This is a genomic window from Vulcanibacillus modesticaldus (genome assembly GCF_001730235.1).
Taxonomy (GTDB): Bacteria; Bacillota; Bacilli; order Tepidibacillales; family Tepidibacillaceae; genus Vulcanibacillus; species Vulcanibacillus modesticaldus.
This window is the reverse complement of the sequence record NZ_MIJF01000003.1, coordinates 17,166-38,057: the sequence shown is the minus strand read 5'-3', so window position 1 is coordinate 38,057 and position 20,892 is coordinate 17,166. Positions and strand designations below refer to the sequence as shown.

Here is a 20,892-nt window from a genome sequence, read left to right as displayed (position 1 = left end):
ACAGCTATTATGTTTTTATATTTATTATTGATCAATAAAAACCACATAAAGAAAATCTTCTGTCGATTCAGAAATCAGAGCATGCTTTGACCTTCTGATCCCAGGAATCCAAAGTATTTCACCATCACATTCAAGGATCGGTTGTAAGTCACGATACTCCTTTGATATTTTTTCATCAATAAATATGTCTTTTACTTTTTTAGAACCACCTAATCCCAGTATTTCTATACGATCACCAGCATTACGGGAACGAATAATTAATTTCTTATTTTTTAATTGATTATAATCAAACACAGCCCATACTCCAGATGGTTCTTCAGGTTTTTTTGTAACATAGGCTATAATTTTTTTGTTAACCTCATCTAATTCTACGTCACCCGGAACGGTAAGTTGATAGGAATATGGCTTATTTCCCCGTTCCTTTACTGGAGTAAAAATAATTTGATCATAATCCCGATACACCCGTACACCAGGTAAATCGATAGACTTTGATGGATGTTTTTGATTTATTAAACGCATAATCCCATCAATATGGATATAGGTTAGCTCCTGATTTAAATTTAGATACCTTAATATTAGATAAATGACTCTTCTTTGTAAAGCAATATCCAGTTTTTGCAGGGATGATATATTTAGACTATTAGTATCACCTCGTTCATTAATCATATTTTCTGCTAAAAATTCCTCTGCTATTTTATTAAGATATCTATCCTCATCCTGAATTACTTTTGCAATTTGATGTAGATGAGAAGTTATTTTGTAATTATATTTTTCTAAATAAGGTAAGATATTTAACCTTACTTCATTTCGAAAATACTTCGTTGAAAAATTACTCTTATCTGTCCTGTAAGAAATGGAATTTTTTTTACAATAATTTTCTATCTCTTCCCTAGTTACATCTAATAATGGTCTTACTATCTTAAGCCCTTCAAAATCACGGGTATAGGGAATGCCAGCTAGCCCATGAATTCCTGTCCCTCTAATTATTCTCATCATAATGGTTTCTGCTTGGTCATTAGCATGGTGTCCTAAAGCAATAATCCTAGCATTCCATTCTCTCGCCACGTCACGATAAAATTGGTACCGCACTTCTCTAGCTGCTTCTTGGGCACCAAGCCCTGTCCTTTTCATATAAAGAGGAACATTTATTGATTTCACTACGACTTTAATCCCTCTTTTTTCGCATTCATTTTTTACAAACTCTGCATCTTCTTCTGCATCTCTACCTCTAAATTGATGATTTAGATGAGCTACAATTAGCTTATTAGTCAATATTTTGGACATAACATCTAAAAGAGCCATGGAATCAGGACCACCTGATACCCCTATGATAATCGGTTTATTATTATCCACCATCTGATAAGATTTAATTGTTTTTTCAACTTTCTTTAACATAATTACGCTCTTTCCCTCTTATGGTCTGTGATATTACCCCTGAAATAATTAGTCCAAAAGCAATTGCCCCTGAGATTAATAAGGTTTTTGTTCCCAACCTTACTCCAGTCAAATAATCATTCTCCACAAAATTCCGCATAGTATCATATGCCAAACCACCAGGTACGAGAGGTATAATACCTGAAATACTAAAAACAGTAACAGGAATTTTATGATATCTAGCCAATACTTGACTAAAATTTGCTACAAAAAAAGCTGCTACTAATGTAGCCGATACCATCTCATATTTAAGAACATCTATTAGCCAAGTATATATTGACCAACCTAACATACCTATGATCCCACCGCTAGTGATAGTTTTTTTAGGTACGTTAAAAATAATTCCAAATGCCATTGTAGCTATTAAGCTAGAATATAATGGTTTTAAATCTAAATCTAGAAATATCATTATCCATCACACACTTCTTACTTTCTATATTATTCCTATTTATAAAAATGAGATAACTACAGCGATTCCGGTACCAATTGCTAAAGCAGTAATTAAAGCCTCTGAACCTCTAGCTACACCAGATACCAAATCTCCGGCCATCAAATCCCTTACTGCGTTTGTTATTTGAACTCCTGGGACCATCGGCATTATTGAACCAACTACTATTTTTTCTAAATGGTTTCCCAATCCTATTTTTAGAAAGAAAACAGAGATTAATCCAATTATTGTTGAGGTAATGATTTCCGTAAAAAATTTTACCCGAACTAAGCGATGAATGTAAATAAATACAACAAAACCGATTCCTCCGGTTATGAAAGCTGAAAGATAGTCTTTCCAATCACCACCAAACATCAAAGCAAAAAAACCAGTAGCGATTGCAGCAGCTATGATTTGTATCCATTTGGGGTATAGATGTTTTTGGTTTTCAATTTCTAACAACTTTTCATATGCTTCGTCTATAGTTAACGAACCATTACAGATTCTTCGTGAAATATCATTAACTAAAACTACTTTATTCAGGTCTATCGAACGTTCAAAAATTCTTATGAATTTTGTTTGTTCCTGTCCTTTGTTTTCTCCTTGGACCGTTAGAAAAATTCCCGTAGGAGTTACAAAACTATAAACTTCCTTAACTGAATAAGATTGAGCTATTCGGATCATCGTATCTTCAACCCGATATGTTTCTCCACCGTTAGAAAGTATTATTTTTCCTGCTAATAAACAAACTTCGATGATTTCAGATATATCGGCCTTCACTTCAAGGTTTCCCCCAAATCTACCAATAATAAATTAAATGTACAAAAACTAGAATAAATAAAATAACGGAAGTTGTAAATAACCATTCTATCCAACGGTTAGATTTATTTTTATCATCTAAAGTTGGAGTATTATTTTGTAAATCTTTAATAACTTTTTTTGAATTTATCGATTTACCGTACAAGACCTCTTTAAACGTTGGCTTTAAAGGCCTTAGTAAATTAATATTACGTATTATATCATAAACTTTATTTATATCACGGGATTGTTTAAAAATTTTGAGCAATTTATTTTTACCAATACTTATTTGAATAAAAACCATTACTAGAGCAAATAGATCATAATGAGAATCGGCTTTGCGATTGCCAACTTTCCAACTACCACGATCATAAAGCTCCGTAAATTGTCTAACCCCCTCATTAAAACGAGTAACTCCACCAAGATCAATAATTGAGATCCTTAGCTTTTCGGGTTCAATTAGGATATGTTCTGGTTTGATGTCTCCAAGTACCCAACCCTCATCATGAATCGAAATTAATAATTCTAGAACTCGCCTAAAGACATTGTAATACTCTATGCAGTCCTTACCATAAAGATATTTTTCAATCGATATTCCATTTTTATAGGGCATCACGTAAAATGTAAATAGTTTTTCCTTATACTGAAAATCATCTATATCAAACACAGAAAACCCAAGGAGTTGACCTTGGGTATTATTTAAACGCTGAATAACCTGTATTTCAAGACTTAAATCTATGGTGGCTAGACTCATTTTAAGGGCATATTGTTTGCCTAAGAATTGGACTAAATAAACTATACCATTTTCCCCCGAACCAAGGATCCTAATCACAGTATATTTTTTTTTATTCCACTTTCCAGTAATAACGGTTCCAGGTTTTAATATATTGTCTTTTGAATTAAATAACATACTCATCTAAAACACCATTTGTAATAGATTTATTAAACTGATTATCAAGCTGAGCAAAATATTGTATACTAGCTAAAATAGCTGGCCCTGTAGGCGTATTGCCCCTTGGTGTCAAGTTATTTAAAAGAGAATTTATCCGTTTAATTTCATTTGTCCAGGGGACTTTAATATCTATGTAACTGCTTTCTCCTGGAAAAGTAACGATGGAAATGTAGCTACTACCAGCCCTCGATGATAAGCTTAGCTGAAAATCCAAAATTGCTTCTTCAACCTTTTTCATCTTTCTTGCCATGCTAGCACTCTGATCTATTAAAAGTAAAACATTGAGATGTCCATATTCAGCCATGTTATCCATCATCTGCGCTACTTTTATTCGTTCCTTTGGGGGAATGGAAACTAGGTCATCATTACCTAATATTTGTGTCAATTGAGTATGTACAACTTGTTGAATGGTGTTATTGATAGCTTGTCTAGTAACCATTTGTACAGTTCTTGAAATTTTTTCTAAAGGAACAATCTGACTCAGACCGCCACCGGAGTCCGCGATATTTTTAATCTCTAATCTACCTTGTTCACCAATTGTTCCAGCATCTGTAATACCAACAACATTTACCGAAATATTCTGTCGATTAGCCTGTCTAGCGGCTACAATCGGTGATATTCCTTGATTCGAAAATCCGTCAGTAATTAGCGTTATTTGATTGAACTTTACATTACGAACCACAAACCTTCCTCCTCTCTTTAATACATTAATATCCACAATCGAGGAAGGTTATACCAAATAATATTCCTAATTTATCTTTTTCTCTCGTTCTATTCTTGATATACCCGGTATTTTTATCGTAGACCAATCAGGTTTGTTTTCTTCAATTTTTGCAACGATTACGGTCATATCATCATTAATCACTCCCTTTTTATCACGAACTACCTTTTCTAATATTAAGTCGGCAAATTCTTGCGGGTCATTTGTCTCTATTTCTTGAATCATTCGCTTCATCCATAGTTCTTTATTAACCACCTGTTTTGGCGAGTCATATATCCCATCTGTTAACATTACTAAAAGATCACCTGGTTTTAGTGAAAATTCCTTACTATCAATATCAATATCTTGAATTATCCCTACTGGAAGATTACTTGCCGATATCATAAAAATTTCATCTTGACGTTTTATGAAACTTGGGGTTGAGCCAACCTTCAAAAACTTTGTATATCCATCAAATAAATCTATAATCGCTAAATCAAGAGTGGAGAAAATATCCTCCTGTGATCTTAATAGTAATACTGAATTAATCGTTTTTATCGAGAAAGTCTCATCAAATCCGGAACGCAATAATTGACGAAGTAACTCAAGTGTTGTCTTGCTCTCCTTTTGGGCTCTCTCACCATTTCCCATACCATCGCTTAAAGCAATTGCATATTTTCCATTGCCGATTTCGATTGTACTAAAACTATCTCCCGATAGCCATTTTCCATCTTTTGCTGCGCTAGCATAACCAATACCAACATCATAATTCTTGGCTGACTTTAGACACATTTTACAGCTACCATCATTGCCATAACATTCTTTCTTACTTACTATTATATTTTCCCCAACCACTTCAGATAATAATGGAGCGACCACCTTAGTACATTCTTCAGTACCATTACAGGTAGGTTGTATTACCTCTATTTCTACATTTCCTTCATCTAAATTTATTACATTTACTTGTCTAATCGATAATCCGAGCATCTCCAGAGAATCTTTTATCTGTTGCTCTTGCTCCTTTAACTCTTTATCCCCCTTATTAATTTCTGTCGCCAGATCTTTCATTACTTGAGAAACTCCGAACAGTTGATGCGCTACTAAAAGTCTGCTTTCTTCCAATTGTGTTTTCCAATATAAATGCTCACTATAGCTTTCATAAATATCTAATAGCTGAAATGCTATCTGATCACTCTTTACACACTTGTCTGACCAACTATCAGGAATGTCTTTTTTAGAAAATTTTTCTTTAGACTCTATTGTCGTCATCAACTCTGTGATCAAATTATAAGTTTTAAAAAACTCTTCATCCCAACATTTTTTTCTTTTCCAACATACATCACAATTACTTTTTGTTACGTGATTGATAAAATGATTTACTTGTTCATTTTGTTCTAAACGGGGTGAAATAGAAATATCTTGGAAACTATTTGCTAATTGTGAAAACATATTGGCAAATTGCTCAATCTTTTTAGAGGTGATATTTCTAATCCCCGTAATATAATCTTGATAATAATGATGATATTCATTTGTCCCGGGTACAAATTTAGCAATCCCTTTTAAAAAATTGTTAGGAGTAAGTAGAAAAAATATTATCGCAATTATTGATTCACTTAATGATTGTAATATTTGATCTTGATTTCCTATATAAACTGATAAGATCGCAGTACCTAGCAAAAAACCTATGGTAACCCCGATTTTATTAGCTTGTTTCAAAAGTCCAGCTAATAATCCAGCAAAAGCTAGTAGACTAATTTGATATATTGCATTCGAATTAGAAAGGCTTAATATTAAACCAGTTACAACTCCAATTGTTGCTCCAATTGTACTTCCACCCGCTAGAGCAAAAATTAATATAAAATATCGAGAAATCATATTCTCTATCAAATACCCATTTAATGTCCAACCAACTGTTCCCGACATTACAGATGCTAAAACAATCGTTAGAGCAATAATTTCTTCTTGGTTTAAAGTTACGTTTTCTCGTTTATAAATTAAAATTGGCATAGCTTGTACAAAAATTAAAGTAAGAATAAAACCTAATAAACTTTCTATACCCGTCATTATCCATGGATAAAACTGATTTGCCTGATTATTAGAGAATAGAGCTATTTGAGGAATAAAAATGGCGATGGCTACTATAAATGGTGAATATGTGAGATCTATTTTACGCTTTTTTTCTAGCCATTTTTCAATTACAAGAAAGATTATCATCCCGAACAATACCCTGTCGGTATAATTATAGGCGGCTAGATTCGAACCAAATAATATTGCTAAAGAGATAAAAAATAACTTACTTCGCTTCAATTGGTACATCACTGCAAAAAAGGGAATTGCAAAAGGTGACAATTCATTTAAAATCATTGCCCTCCCTAACAATAAGCCCATAATAAGAATATGGATTTCCAACTTTTTAACAAACAAATTAGAAAGAGATCTAAAAAGCTTTTTTAACAATTCATTTAAACGATTTATATATTTAGATGTAATCTCCCCTTGAATCTGCAAACCCGTTCTGATATTCATTTTTCGTATCATCAATGGCACCACCTTATTACTTTTTGTGCCATCTATTATAATCATAAACCACTATAAAATTTGTCAAAACAGGAATGGTAATCAAAAAAAATTTACGACAATTTTCTTGTTAACGACACGAACCTATGAGGTGTTTAACGTTTTGCAAACATACGTTTCTAAAAATTGCTGTCGATTTACTGGAGAAAACCGACTAATCCGACAAAACTTCCTAAAAAAATAACCATGTTTGGATATTGAATTAAATAAAAAAAACAAATAAAAAAACACGTTTGATAAACGTGTTTGACTTCGATTAATGGTGGACGGTGACGGGATCGAACCGCCGACCCCCTGCTTGTAAGGCAGGTGCTCTCCCAGCTGAGCTAACCGTCCTTATTATGGTGACCCGTAGGGGATTCGAACCCCTGTTACCGCCGTGAAAGGGCGGTGTCTTAACCACTTGACCAACGGGCCACATATTTAAAATGGTAGCGGCGGAGGGAATCGAACCCCCGACCTCACGGGTATGAACCGTACGCTCTAGCCAGCTGAGCTACGCCGCCATAACATCTTAGTTTTTAATTGGTTGCGGGGACAGGATTTGAACCTGCGACCTTCGGGTTATGAGCCCGACGAGCTACCAGCTGCTCCACCCCGCGTCAGTCACGAGATTTATTATATTATATCTATAACTCCTTTGTCAATATTTTTTTTTATTTTTATTATCACTTTCTATCCCCTTTTTCTAAAGAATTAAGACTTAAGAAAAAGCACCTAAAAGGTGCTTTTATTTATACTTAACCGCGACGTGTGCCACGCCCCCCTCTTTTAGAGTCAGTACTTTTCCTCAGAGAAGAGAGTCGTTCTTCACTATCCTTTAAAAACTTGTTTAATTTCTCATCAAAACTTTCCCTAGAATAGCGACGCGTTTGTTTCATCGATTTACTTACTTGCTTTTCTCGAGCTCCTCTTAATGATAAGCCTATCTTCCCATTCTCTTCAACATTAATTACTTTAACTGTAACCACATCATCGACTTTTAAAAATTCATTAACATCTTTCACATAACTATCTGAGATTTCTGAAATGTGGACCAAACCAGTTTCACCATTTGGCAGCTCAACAAAAGCCCCAAAGTGGGTAATTCCAGTTACCTTTCCTTCCAATTTGCTGCCTATTTCGATTGACATGTATTAAAAGTGCCTCCTTAATAAAAATAAATAAAACTAAGCTGATTATACCTAAATATTTGAAAGCATGTCAATATAGACAATAGTTACTCCTCTAGAGATATTATTATTATTTCCCCAGGTTTCGATAAAAAATAATATTTTCTAGCTAGTTCTGCAATATAATCTTTATTTTGCAGAAGTTGGGCCTTTTTTTCCAAGTCATTTTTTATAGTTAACACCCTTTGTTCTTCTTTCTTTAATTCTACTAATTTTCCTTTTATCTCGCTGATGTCCTGCCATTGATGATATACCGTAAAAATAGCCCATAACGAAAATGCTGCTAAGATTAATAAAATGCCCTTAATTCTTTTTTTGCTGGGATTATTAATCTTACTCAGATTATGTTTCTTAACTTGCAAGCATAATTCCTCCCCAAGGAGATATTAAAAATTACTAAAGTCTGAATAACTTCTTCAAAAGGGACAAAAATTCCTCTTTTTTTATTAATTTTTTCCCCTTAATTGCTATTTTCCTTATATTTTTATATATCCATTTATACAAAATTAAAAATGGATAGGAAATAAACATCCCCAATGATAAAGCCATTTTAATTAAGGATGCTACGATTAATAATATAAAATGGTACACTACAATTATAGGCTTAATTATCACCAAATCGATGACTTTAATAATCTCAATTATTCCATGGTACAAAAAATTATACGCTAATAACCATAATTCAACAATAATCTTGCTAAAGCTAATAAAGTATATCCATAATCCTAAAAAAAACGCAAACAATATTACCAATCTAATTTGACCATGATTACTCCACAATAATGCCAAAAAAATTATAATCGCTGAGGAAATACCAAAGATAATATCTAAAAAAAATATCAATAATCTAGGTAATTTAATTTTATCGATCAATACTCTATATCCATCAAATAATGTCCCCAATAAGAATCCGCCACTTAACATAATAATCAAGGTCAGAAATTGTTCTTGTAAAGTCACTTAAACAATCTGCCAAAGAACCCCTTAGCTCTCTCCGTCGAGTATCCATCATTTAAATAACTTATATCCTTAATTAACCCAGTAATTTCAACCTCGCCTTGTGATACGTTCAAATTCTTTATGTGAAGATTTTGTCCGCGAATGTTTAAATATCCATAATCCGTATTTAATAAAAATTCCTCACTATCAAAACTATCTACATCTTCTACTCCTGATACCTTTAAATGTTCTCTATTTAAAAGTAAAATTTTATGTTCTCTTTGTGGTCGCTCTTCCATTTTCATTCCCCCTTTCTGCTACATATTATGGCTTGGCCTAGAACTTTAGAACAAAAAAAGAAGGGTTACCCCTTCCTATTCGTAAATTTTTTCTTCGCTAATTCTTTCTTCTTTGATTATTTCATACATCTTGGCAGCTTCCTCTTTTTTCGAGGTCTCTTTAATTTCTTTTACCAAAATTGTTAATTTTCTTTGGCCTAACTTAATGATAATATTGTCTCCCTCTTTAACATTTGTACTTGCTTTAGCAGTTTTACCGTTTACTTGGATTCTTCCTTGATCAGTAACTTCCTTTGCTAACGTTCTTCTCTTTATTATCCTTGATACCTTTAAGAATTTATCAATTCTCATATCTATTCCCCTTTATTATATTAACCTACTCTTGGATTCAATCCAATATTTTTCCATCAATTCTAAAGATGCTTCTTCAATCGGAATATTTAATTCCTTCAATTTATTCTCGATATAGTTAAACCTTTTAATGAATTTGGTATTGGTTTTGGCTAAAGCTTCTTCGGGATCTATTTTCATAAAACGCGCCAAATTAACAACAGCAAATAATAAATCACCAAGTTCCTCCATCTGGTTACTTTTATCAGCACTTTTCACTTCTTCAAATTCTTCTTGAATCTTTTTATAGACATCTGTAATTTCAGTCCAATCAAAACCAACTTTTGCAGCCTTTTTCTGTAATTTATATGCTTTTAATATGGCAGGTAGGTCTTTTGGTATTCCATCTAAGATAGAATTTGACTGTTTTCCTTTGTCGATCTTTTCCTGCTGTTTTATTTGGTGCCAATGCTCAAGAGCCTCTTCTGCTTCATTAGCGTTTTCATCACCAAAAACATGAGGATGCCTTCTAACGAGTTTTTGGTTCAGTTGTTGAATAACATCATAAATATTGAAGAAACCTTCTTCTTCGGCGATTTGTGAATGTAACATTACCTGTAACAGCACATCACCTAATTCTTCTTCCATATGTTCCATATCCATTTCATCTATGGTTTCAACTAATTCATAAGTTTCCTCTATAAGATTTTTCCGTATTGATTGATGGGTTTGTTTCCTATCCCAAGGACAACCATTGGGACTTCTTAGAATTTGAACTATTTCAACTAATCGAGAAAAATTACGTTCCAAAATCTTTTCATCCTTTACCTTAGGTATGAAAAGAGAACTTAAGTGATGGAAATCTTCTGGATTATGATCTAGCTCATACAACGGTACTTTCTTTATCACTTCTTCTCCAATAATTCCTAAGTTAGAAGTTATGTATATCGGCATTTCATCCGGATATATTTCCATCAAAGTAAGCTTAACTTCTGAAGCTACCCATTGATTATAAACTTGTCCTATTATCGTGTTTTTTGTTGGATTTAAGTCTGAAAGGGTTAATGTTTCACCATTTAGAAATAATAATCCTTCTATCGGGTCAATTTGTAATCTTGAAAAAGCAGTATCTAAAAAGCTTTCTCCACCTAAAACGTTTACAGATACATTTTGCTCTTCCCCTCGCTGTAAAATGTATTGAACGCTCCTCTCAGCCACCATTGGATGACCAGGCACCGCATAAACAAGAGATTTTCCGGTTGATGCTTCTCCAATCAATGATGATGCAATTCTTGAATATACTTGGTCATAATCGGTTAATGTATCATATAAATAATCAAATGTTTTAAATGCAATTCTTTCCTTCTTTAAAAAATCTACAACCGGATGAATCCTAGTCCTTAAATATAGATTTTTAGTATTTTTAAGTAATTTATAGATTCCTAATGATAATTGGTCTTCGTTACCCGAGCCAAGACCAATTATTGTTATCTTTCCACCCATAAAAAAACCCCTTAGCCTTTTAAGATTTTCACTTTATCTGCAAGCTTTATCATTTTTTGTCCATACTTTGGTATTCTATTTAGATCCTGTCTCGTTATTGCACCTGAAATAAATAGACTAACAACAAAAGAAAGAACTCCTATCCCAACTGACGTTAAAGCGATTATCGCCATTAGCAAACGTTCTGATAAGATTATCGGTTCTAATCCAACTTGGATAAGAATTTTTGATATGAAAACAAATAATCCCATCATCAAAGTAGCGATTACTGGTTTTAGTATGAAATTTGAAAAACTGATTTTAATATCAATATAACGCATTATTGAAACAATATTTAAAGTAGCTGCCAAACCATACGCAGTTACTGTTGCTATTGCTGCCCCATTTATAGAAATATAATAAACTAACGTGATATTTAAAACCAATTTAAAAATAACTGCTATTAATAAGTTTTTAGCAGGTAACATCACTTTACCAATTCCTTGTAAAATACCGGAAGAAGTCATAAATAAGGTCGAAAATATGGTAGTAAAAGCTAAAATTGCCATCGTGTCAGTCCCAACATTATCCTTATAAAGCATAATATTGACTGGTTCAGCTAATACAGCTAATCCTATAGATGCTGGTAATCCTATCATTAGAGTCAAGCGTAAAGCCAATTCTGTACCCTTTGCTACCAAATCCATGTCATTTTTTGCCTTAGCACCCGAAACTGCTGGAACTAACGCTATAGATAGTGAAGTTGCAAAAAATGCAGCAAATTGAATTAAAGCTTGTCCCCTTGAATAAATTCCAAACCAGTACTCAGTGAAGTTTGCTAACATCTGACCCTTTAAGTAAGTACCGAATAAAAACTTCGATTTTGTTACGGATAACGCGATAACATTGGAAACAGAAAATGAATCAACTATCTGAAAAAATGGTAAAATTATTGAACCTAAAGCAATCGGTATAGAATAATATAATATCTTTTTGATAACCTGCGTTGTATCTTCTTGTTTTCCAATATGGATTTTCCCTGATTCTAATATCATTTCATCTGTTATTTGATTGGTTTTTTTCCAGTATAATAAAAGAACCAGGAAGGCAAATATTGCCCCTGTTACTGCTCCGAAGGTAGCCCCAGCAGCAGCGTAATAAACACTATAACCATTGTTGATAAACCAATATGACAATATTAAGATCGTTATAACACGTACGATTTGTTCAACTATTTGCGAATTTGCTGTTGGTATCATATACTGATGACCTTGATAATAACCCCTGATAGCTGCCATTGTTGGAACGATTAATAACGCAAAAGAAACACTTTTTATTACTATAGTCAATTCTGGATTTCCCATCCACCTGGCTATTGAACTAGCTCCAAAAAATAGCAAAGCGAAAAAAATAAAACCTGTAACCGATAATACATAGACAGAAATATTAAGTACTCTTCTAGCACCAATTTTATCACCTAATGCTAAACGCTCTGCCACAATCTTAGAAATGGCCAATGGAAAACCAGCGGTAGCCATAATAAGTAACATACTATATAAAGGATAAACTTTATTATATGCTGCTAAGCCAACATCTCCAGTTATATTCTGATATGGGATCCTGTATATAGCTCCCAGTAATTTGGATGTCAATGCTGCGGCTCCCAATATAGCTGCACCAGTAACAAATGATTGCCTACTCTTAGAACCCATTGAAATTCCTCTCCTCAAATGTTTTTAACACGTACATTATTATATCAGTAACCCCCGTGCATTTCATTATGTTTATTTTTTGTTAATTCTATAGAAAGAAGCAGGCAATGCCTGCTTCTTACTGTTCCATCTGTTTTGCTAAAAATGAAGCTGCCGTCTCCGCAATTTTTACTTCTAAATCTCCCATTTCCGCCCCATCTTCTCCAATTAAAACTACGGAACCGATAGGGTCTCCTGCCGAAATTATGGGAGCAACAACGTAAGAGGAAATATTTTCTGATAAATCTTTAACTATCTCATATTCACCTAAATTTGTTTCGATCAACGTTTTTCGATTTTCCATACTCTGCTCAATGACTTCGCCAATCGATTTATCAAGATATTCTTTCTTACCTACACCTGCTACAGCGATTATTGAATCACGATCGGAAATTAGCGTTATATGATTTAGATTTTCATATAAAGAATCCGCATATTCTTGTGCAAAGTCACCAAGCTCTCCAATTGGAGAATATTTTTTTAAGATTACTTCTCCATCATGATCAACAAAGATTTCTAGCGGGTCTCCTTCTCGGATTCTTAAAGTTCTCCTTATTTCCTTAGGAATAACTACCCTGCCTAAATCATCAATACGACGAACAATACCTGTTGCTTTCATAATTCTAGATGCCTCACTTTCTTGTAAGTTGTGATTTCCTTACTAAAAAATGTAATAGTAATATTATCATGTACAATTACATAAGTTTTATGAGTTTTAAAGCATATTTTGGTTTATTAAACTTTTCTTGGTTCCTTCTTAGTATTCTTCCATTAATAAATCATTATACAGGAGTGAGACATCTGTATTCAGGGATTTTCGCCAAAATAATTTCACCTAAAGATTGATTTCTGAAATGATATTAGGTAATTTTTCTACAATAAATTTACCAAAACCTGAATTATACGCCAGTGCTCTATCTTGATCACTTAATTCATCAATTCTTAAGATTTTTCTGTCAATAACCTTGATAATATGATAGCCATAATCCGTTTTAACTAAACCGCTTATTTCATTTAAAGGTAAAGCAAGAACTGCTTCTTTGAATTCAGGAACCCAAAATGCAACACGTGCATCACGATATATCCCGCCATTATCTTTGCTGCCTGGATCATCTGAATATTCTTTCGCTAATTTACCAAAATCTTCACCTGCTTTTAATTTTGCTAAAACCTCTTCAGCAAGTTTTTTGGCCTCCTCTTCATTGCGATCAGAATTGATTGCCACTAATATTTGACTAACTGTCGCTACTGTAAATTCTTCTCTATTTTCACTGTATTCCTTCTCGACAAAATAATTTTCAATTGTGTAATATCTATTCATATAACTGATTAAATCGCTTTCAGTAATCTTTAGATTATTTAAAAGTTCATTGTATTTTTCTTTAGAGCCAGATTCTTGAATTTTCTTTTCCTTCACTATTTCAAAATTTGTTTTAGCTTTCTCCTCAATAGATGGGTCAACCTCTGCTTGCTCAAACAGATACTTTTCCCCAATATACATCTTCAGTATTTGAGTCTTCAATTCTTTCTCTTGCTCTTTATCTAGTTGCTCTAAGTATTCCTGGATAGATGGATCAAAATAACTCATTACACTTAAAAAAGTATTAAATTCTGCCTCTGTTACTTCTCCTCCCTCATATTTAGCAATAACCTTTTGAGTAGGTTCAGTTTGACTACTACATCCTACGATACTAACTAAAGCTAATAATAAAACACCTAAAATTATCTTGTTAATTTTTTTCACTTGACAGGTTCTCCTTCCTTTTTTAAAGCTTCTTGATAACGTTTTAGAAAATTCTCGATTAAACTGATTGATTGTTCTGATGTAAGGTTCTTGATATTAAAGGTTATACCTATTTGATGGCCAGAGGAAAGTTTAATTCTCCTATTAAAATCTCCAGATATCTTAAATAATTTGTACCCATCTACAACTTGATTTTGGTCAACACTTACCTTTAGTACTATCTCATTGCCATTTTGGATTATCGATTCAATTCGATAGATATATGCATAAGCCTTTATCCTTGCAACTGCAAGAAGATTTCGAACTGGTTGTGGTAAATCTCCAAAACGATCTATTAATTCTTCTTCTAATTCAAATGTTTCTTGGAGCGTTTTAACATTGGCAAACTTTTTATACATCTCTATTTTTTGCATTGAATCTCCAATATAATCACCTGGTAGGTATGCATCAATTTCCAACTCTAATTGAGGCTCAAAAGTAATCTCCTCCGTAATTTCCCCTTTTAACTCACTTATAGCTTCCTTTAACATTTGGCTATATAAATCAAAGCCTACCGATGCGATAAAACCATGTTGTTCAGCACCTAATAAGTTACCAGCACCTCTTATCGCTAAATCTCTCATAGCAATCTTAAACCCTGAACCTAACTCCGTAAACTCTTTAATCGCCTGTAACCTTTTTTCAGCAACTTCAGATAAAATTTTATCCTGTTGATAAGTAAAATAGGCATAAGCAATTCTATTTGATCTTCCTACCCTACCTCTTAATTGATAGAGTTGGGATAACCCCATCTTATCAGCATCATAAATGATTAAAGTATTGACATTAGGGATATCCACACCAGTTTCAATAATCGTAGTACTTACTAATACATCATACTCTCCTTCTAAAAAGTCAAACATGATGTTTTCTAATTCAGATTCTTTTAATTGCCCATGTGCCACAGCAATCCTTGCTTCAGGAATAAGAGCTTTGAGTTGGTCAGCTATCTTTTGAATCGATTTTACTCTATTATATAGAAAATACACTTGTCCGCCCCTAGCTATCTCCCTTTCTATCGCTTCACGTACCATTGCATTACTGTATTCTAGTACGTATGTTTGAACTGGGAAACGATTTTCAGGAGGTGTTTCAATAAGAGATAAATCTCTAACACCTAACATCGACATATGAAGCGTTCTAGGTATTGGAGTAGCTGTTAGAGTTAATACATCCACATTAGTCTTCAATTCTTTTAATTTTTCTTTATGTCTAACCCCAAATCTTTGCTCCTCATCGATGATTAATAGACCTAAATCTTTAAATATAATATCCTTTGATAATAAACGGTGGGTACCGATTACGATATCAACTGTACCATCCTTTATTCCTTTAATTACTTGGTTTTGATCTTTTCTTGAACGAAAACGGCTGATCACCTCAATTTTTATCGGATAATCCATAAATCTTTCTTTGAATGTTTCAAAGTGCTGTTGAGCTAGTATTGTCGTAGGAACCAATACTGCAACCTGTTTACCAGAAATAGCCGCTTTAAAAGCAGCTCTCATTGCAACTTCTGTTTTTCCATAACCTACATCACCACATAATAAACGGTCCATAGGACTACTCTTTTCCATATCTTGTGTGATCTCTTCAATAGCTCTCAATTGATCCTGTGTTTCATCATATGGGAAAAGAGCAGCAAATTCACGATGATACTCATTGTCCTTTGGAAAAGCGAAGCCTTTTGTTGCATTTCTTTTAGCATATAATTTAATCAAATCTTTGGCGATATCTTTTACGGAAGATTTAACTTTGTTTTTTACTTTGTTCCATTCATTGCCTCCCAATGAATAAACTTTAGGCGCATTTTCTTCTCCACCAATATACTTTTGAACTAAATCAATTTGTTCAATGGGAACGTAAAGCTTATCATTTCCGGCATATTTTATTTGAAGATAATCCTTGTGTATTCCATTTATTTCTAATGTTTGTATTCCTATATATTTACCAATACCATGATTTACATGAACGACATAATCCCCAACACGGAGGTCAGTGTAATTTTTTATCCTTTCTGTATTGGTTTGCTGAACAGTTTTCCTTGCCTTCCGTTGTTTCTTAGAAAATACTTCTCCCTCTGTTATTATCGCTAAACGGATACTAGACATTTCAAAACCAGATTGCAAATTACCAATTATTATTACAGAATTTGCAGGATTGATATCAATGCTTTGAGTTAGGATGTCTACTTCCATACCATAATCTTCTAAAACCCGTTGTAACCTTTTAGCCCGCTCCATATCAGCAGCTAAAAAGACTGTATTTACACCAGACTTCTTCCACCTACTTAATTCAGATTTAAGAACATTAATCTGACCATGGAAATTTTGCATATTTCTACTAACAAAATTAACTATGTTTTCTGGGGAGGTGTTTGGAATTTGCTTCAAGAAAAGTGACAAATATATTACCTGTTTTCCCTGAAACGTCATTAAATCAGTGAACGACTTATAAACTTCTAGCTGCGGTAAGAATTCTCCTTGTTGCAATAGGGCTGTTGTCCACTCACCAACTTCTTTCTCTACCTGTTTAGAAACCTCAATAATGCGATGTACCTCATCAAAAATGATAATGCTATTTTTTTCTAAATAGTCAAATAGAGTGTTACTTCTTGAATAGAGAAGAGAAACATATTTATATATTCCACTAAAATAATTAGCTTGTTTTAACTGTTCAATTTCCCAGGAAATATTAGAATGAAGTTTTTCTTTGATTGATTGATCCTTAGTTTTATCTAATTGCTCTCTTAACAAGGTCTCAGCTTTAACGGCAGCCTGTTGAAAGTCCTCTTTGGTAGCAATCCACTCACGTACTGGCGTTATTATAATTGAATCTAAATAATTTACCGACCTTTGCGAATCAATATCAAAGGTTCTGATAGAATCTATCTCTATATCAAATAATTCTAGTCTTATTGGATTTGTTTCAGTAATGGGAAAGATATCGATAATTCCACCACGAATACTAAATTCGCCTGGTTTACTAACAATATCTGAACGCTCATATCCTAAATATATCAACTGATTTAAAAACTTCTCTAATTCAATTTCCGTTCCAACCTTCAAAGTAATAATCGATTTTTTAAAATAACTTTTTGGTGGAACCAATTTACTTAAACCGATATAAGGAATGATATAAATGCCATTCTTTTTATTAATCAAATTCTGCAACACACGGATTCTTTGACTTAATGTTTCTGGACTTTGTGCATCTATATCCATAAATGTAAATTCATTAGCTGGATATAAAAATATTCTATCATTATCAAATAATTCGATTAAATCTTCATAAACCTTCTGAGCTTGTAGCAAATTATGAGTGATCACTACTAGCGGTCTCTTTTCCTCATGAAAAAGACTTGCCATTAAGATATTCTTTGTTGAGCCACTTAACCCTGTAACCAATTGCTCTCTTAGTCCTTCTCTAAAACCAGTAATGATCGATTGAAATTCGTTACTAGTAGAGAATTTTTTTAAAATATATTCCATAAAATCCTCCTTTCCTATTAAATTTATATTCACCATCTTTTAATCAAGACAAAATAAGCTTTAGCTAGACAGCCAAAGCCCTATTGCTGACCGTATATCTATTGCAAAGGATTAGAAATTAGTGATAATTCAGGATTTTTTTCTAACGCCTCTTGGCAATATTCACATATAATATTAGCAGTCATGTCTCCATTTAACTCAAAGGTAATTATACTCTTCAGCTCTAAGGGGGTCAAGGATTGTAAGCCTAATCTTACTTCGTCAACCTGATTTAGATCAATGCGACCCAAATTTTGACCACAATATTTACATACATATCTTAACATTGTAGTGTGCCTCCATTATCCCATTTATAATCCTATTATTTCCCGCCCCCTGTAAAGTCCATACCAAAATTTAAGATTTTTTATATATCTTAACTTTTCTACTGATAAGTACTCATAATTTTTTTGAAGTCTACACCATTTATCCAATCTATAATAGCATCACTCACCGTATTAATACTTTTTTCAATAACAGTCTTTTCTTGAGCGCTAAATGGCGTCAATACATAATCAACCACAGGTATCTCCTCTTTTCTGTCTATACCAATCCTAATTCGCTTGAATTGATCAGTTCCAACATTCTGAATGATTGACTTCATTCCATTATGTCCACCAGCACTTCCTTTTTCTCTGATCCTAATTTTCCCTAGAGGTAGATCTAAATCATCATAAATGATAATCATATCTTCTATATCAATCTTATACCAATCTAAAATAGGTCTGACTGCCTCCCCAGATAAATTCATATATGTTAAAGGCTTAACTAATAATACTTGTTGATTGTTATGGCTAATCTTGGTAATCAAAGCATTAAATTTAGAAATGTCTTTTATCATAGAATTTTCACCGATTTTTTTAGTTAAATTATCAATGGTTAAAAACCCAATATTATGTTTAGTATATTCATATTTTTTTCCGGGATTGCCTAACCCAACTATAATTTTCATAGATTATCCTCCTACCATAAACTTGCTGACTTTATTGTAACAAATCTTAAGAAAAGAAAAAACGTAACCTTGTTAGGTTACGCCATTTAAATGTAGATCTAATCATTTAGCTGCATCTATGCCACGACCATCTTTAGCATCCACAATCTCCGGTTCTGAATCGGGTACATCTCCTTCTATCTCTTCCTCATTCATTTTAGGCGGTAATATTGTTAAGACCACTGATTCTGATTCATTGAGAACCTCTAATTCATCCGGAATGTCTATATCCTTTATTAATAGACTATCTCCAATTTCTAGATCTGTTACATCTACGTAAATTGATTCAGGTATAAGGGTCGGCAAAGCTCTAACCTTAATCATTCTCAATTGCTGCTGAATAGTTCCTCCACTTTTCACTCCGACCGCTTGACCAGTAAGATGTATTGGAACTGCAATATCAATAGCTTTATCCATTTCTACCCGCTGTAAATCGACATGGATTATTTCTTTATTAATAGCATCCTTTTGAACTTCATTCATTTTTACTGGTACTAATTCTTCTCCTATCTCAACTTGAAAAATACTACTCATTCCATGTCTGTTAAGCTGTTTATAAAGAGCTTTTTTATTTAATTGTATAGGTTGACTAGATTGTTCATGCCCATACAATACACCTGGGATAAAACCCTCTTCTCTTAATTGTCGTAAATAGGCATTAGAATTTTTGGATCTTGGTATAGCCTCTATATTAGATTTTTCCATAGATTTCCCCTCCAGAAATAAGCTATCCATATTATTTCCTGATATAGGGAAATCTAAACTATTTTAGTCAAATAATTTGCTTACAGATAATTGTTCATGGATCCTTATTATCGCTTCACCGATAAGCGGTGCAACGGAAAGCACCTTGATCTTATCTATATTTTTCTCCGCAGGCAATGGTATGGTGTTGGTAATTACTAATTCCTTGATATGAGATTTTTGTATCCTTTCAATCGCTGGCCCGGATAAAACGGGATGAGTACAAGTTGCATAAACTTCTTCAGCTCCTGCCTCTTTTAAGGCATTAGCAGCTAAAGTAATTGTTCCTGCTGTATCAATAATATCATCTATCAGTATTGCTGTCTTTCCTTCTACGTTACCAACGATATTCATAACCTCAGCTACATTAGGCTCTGGTCTACGCTTATCAATTATGGCAATTGGAGCACCCAGTCTTTCTGCCATTTTTCTTGCTCTAGTAACCCCGCCATGATCAGGTGAGACAACTACAATATCTTTTAAATTCTTCTTTGAGAAGAAATCTGCCAAAATTGGTACTCCTAATAAATGATCTACAGGAATATCAAAAAATCCCTGTATCTGTGTAGCATGTAAATCCATTGCGATCATGCGATGAGCACCAGCGGTTTCAATTAAATTTGCTACTAACTTTGCTGTAATTGGGTCACGAGCCCTAGCTTTTCTATCTTGTCTTGCATATCCGTAATAAGGAATAACTACATTGATACTTTTAGCTGATGCTCTTTTTAATGCATCTACCATGATTAATAGTTCCATCAGATTTTCATTAACAGGGGCACAGGTCGGTTGAATTACAAATACATCAGAACCGCGGACACTTTCATTTAACTTGACTTGAATTTCGCCATCACTAAAATGGGCAACTTCAGCGTCACCTACTGGTACACCAATTATTTGTGCAATTTCTTCAGCTAGTTCTCTGTTTGCATTGCATGTAAAAACCTTTAAATTTGAATCAGCGTATGACATTTTATTTTCCT

Annotated in this window: 20 protein-coding genes and 4 tRNA genes; all 24 read right to left on the bottom strand. The window is 33.4% G+C overall.

Annotation, left to right across the window (positions count from 1 at the left end):
- Positions 1–24: 24 nt before the first annotated feature.
- Positions 25–1,395: a tRNA lysidine(34) synthetase TilS gene (tilS, locus tag BHF71_RS01080; protein ID WP_069655846.1), complete on the bottom strand. Its 1,371-nt coding sequence runs from the start codon at positions 1,393–1,395 to the stop codon at positions 25–27.
- Entirely contained in the window at positions 1,379–1,843 is a 465-nt protein-coding gene (locus BHF71_RS01075) for a threonine/serine exporter family protein (RefSeq protein ID WP_069655845.1), read from the bottom strand. The genes tilS and BHF71_RS01075 overlap by 17 nt, the downstream gene beginning before the upstream one ends.
- 39 nt (positions 1,844–1,882) lie before the next feature.
- Positions 1,883–2,641, bottom strand: coding sequence for a threonine/serine exporter family protein (locus BHF71_RS01070; RefSeq protein ID WP_069655844.1), 759 nt, complete (start codon positions 2,639–2,641; stop codon positions 1,883–1,885).
- A gap of 19 nt (positions 2,642–2,660) precedes the next feature.
- Positions 2,661–3,575: a protein kinase domain-containing protein gene (locus tag BHF71_RS01065; RefSeq protein WP_069655843.1), complete on the bottom strand. Its 915-nt coding sequence runs from the start codon at positions 3,573–3,575 to the stop codon at positions 2,661–2,663.
- A complete protein-coding gene (locus BHF71_RS01060; protein ID WP_069655842.1) occupies positions 3,559–4,293 on the bottom strand; it encodes a vWA domain-containing protein in 735 nt (244 codons plus the stop codon). The genes BHF71_RS01065 and BHF71_RS01060 overlap by 17 nt, the downstream gene beginning before the upstream one ends.
- Positions 4,294–4,359: 66 nt before the next feature.
- Positions 4,360–6,849, bottom strand: a complete 2,490-nt coding sequence (gene spoIIE / locus BHF71_RS01055) for a stage II sporulation protein E (RefSeq protein ID WP_069655841.1) — start codon at positions 6,847–6,849, stop codon at positions 4,360–4,362.
- Positions 6,850–7,148: 299 nt separating this feature from the next.
- Positions 7,149–7,224 (bottom strand) — tRNA-Val (locus tag BHF71_RS01050).
- Between the two features lie 6 nt (positions 7,225–7,230).
- Positions 7,231–7,305 (bottom strand) — tRNA-Glu (locus BHF71_RS01045).
- Positions 7,306–7,317: 12 nt separating this feature from the next.
- Positions 7,318–7,394 (bottom strand) — tRNA-Met (locus BHF71_RS01040).
- Between the two features lie 20 nt (positions 7,395–7,414).
- Positions 7,415–7,490: transfer RNA gene (locus BHF71_RS01035), tRNA-Met, on the bottom strand.
- A 138-nt stretch (positions 7,491–7,628) separates the two neighbouring features.
- The gene (locus BHF71_RS01030) at positions 7,629–8,021 is read right to left on the bottom strand and encodes a S1 domain-containing RNA-binding protein (RefSeq protein WP_069655840.1); all 393 of its coding nucleotides are present in this window, start codon (positions 8,019–8,021) and stop codon (positions 7,629–7,631) included.
- A gap of 86 nt (positions 8,022–8,107) precedes the next feature.
- Entirely contained in the window at positions 8,108–8,422 is a 315-nt protein-coding gene (locus BHF71_RS01025; RefSeq protein WP_069655839.1) for an FtsB family cell division protein, read from the bottom strand.
- Positions 8,423–8,456: 34 nt separating this feature from the next.
- Positions 8,457–9,020, bottom strand: coding sequence for a spore cortex biosynthesis protein YabQ (gene yabQ, locus BHF71_RS01020; RefSeq protein ID WP_069655838.1), 564 nt, complete (start codon positions 9,018–9,020; stop codon positions 8,457–8,459).
- Positions 9,017–9,298: a sporulation protein YabP gene (gene yabP, locus BHF71_RS01015; protein ID WP_069655837.1), complete on the bottom strand. Its 282-nt coding sequence runs from the start codon at positions 9,296–9,298 to the stop codon at positions 9,017–9,019. The genes yabQ and yabP overlap by 4 nt, the downstream gene beginning before the upstream one ends.
- A 75-nt stretch (positions 9,299–9,373) precedes the next feature.
- On the bottom strand, positions 9,374–9,649 hold the full coding sequence (locus BHF71_RS01010) for an RNA-binding S4 domain-containing protein (protein WP_069655836.1): 276 nt from the start codon (positions 9,647–9,649) through the stop codon (positions 9,374–9,376).
- A gap of 15 nt (positions 9,650–9,664) precedes the next feature.
- Positions 9,665–11,131, bottom strand: a complete 1,467-nt coding sequence (yabN, locus tag BHF71_RS01005) for a bifunctional methyltransferase/pyrophosphohydrolase YabN (protein WP_069655835.1) — start codon at positions 11,129–11,131, stop codon at positions 9,665–9,667.
- Between the two features lie 11 nt (positions 11,132–11,142).
- The gene (locus BHF71_RS01000; protein WP_069655834.1) at positions 11,143–12,822 is read right to left on the bottom strand and encodes a putative polysaccharide biosynthesis protein; all 1,680 of its coding nucleotides are present in this window, start codon (positions 12,820–12,822) and stop codon (positions 11,143–11,145) included.
- A gap of 118 nt (positions 12,823–12,940) precedes the next feature.
- Positions 12,941–13,480 (bottom strand): stage V sporulation protein T, encoded by a 540-nt coding sequence (spoVT, locus tag BHF71_RS00995; RefSeq protein ID WP_069655833.1) that lies wholly within the window; start codon positions 13,478–13,480, stop codon positions 12,941–12,943.
- Positions 13,481–13,696: 216 nt separating this feature from the next.
- On the bottom strand, positions 13,697–14,605 hold the full coding sequence (locus BHF71_RS00990) for a peptidylprolyl isomerase (protein WP_069655832.1): 909 nt from the start codon (positions 14,603–14,605) through the stop codon (positions 13,697–13,699).
- Positions 14,602–18,135 (bottom strand): transcription-repair coupling factor, encoded by a 3,534-nt coding sequence (mfd, locus tag BHF71_RS00985; RefSeq protein ID WP_069655831.1) that lies wholly within the window; start codon positions 18,133–18,135, stop codon positions 14,602–14,604. The genes BHF71_RS00990 and mfd overlap by 4 nt, the downstream gene beginning before the upstream one ends.
- 98 nt (positions 18,136–18,233) lie before the next feature.
- Positions 18,234–18,461: an anti-sigma-F factor Fin gene (locus tag BHF71_RS00980; RefSeq protein ID WP_069655830.1), complete on the bottom strand. Its 228-nt coding sequence runs from the start codon at positions 18,459–18,461 to the stop codon at positions 18,234–18,236.
- A gap of 98 nt (positions 18,462–18,559) precedes the next feature.
- A complete protein-coding gene (gene pth, locus BHF71_RS00975; RefSeq protein ID WP_069655829.1) occupies positions 18,560–19,126 on the bottom strand; it encodes an aminoacyl-tRNA hydrolase in 567 nt (188 codons plus the stop codon).
- Between the two features lie 102 nt (positions 19,127–19,228).
- On the bottom strand, positions 19,229–19,870 hold the full coding sequence (locus BHF71_RS00970; protein ID WP_069655828.1) for a 50S ribosomal protein L25: 642 nt from the start codon (positions 19,868–19,870) through the stop codon (positions 19,229–19,231).
- A gap of 63 nt (positions 19,871–19,933) precedes the next feature.
- Positions 19,934–20,881 (bottom strand): ribose-phosphate diphosphokinase, encoded by a 948-nt coding sequence (locus BHF71_RS00965; RefSeq protein WP_069655827.1) that lies wholly within the window; start codon positions 20,879–20,881, stop codon positions 19,934–19,936.
- Between the last annotated feature and the right edge of the window lie 11 nt (positions 20,882–20,892).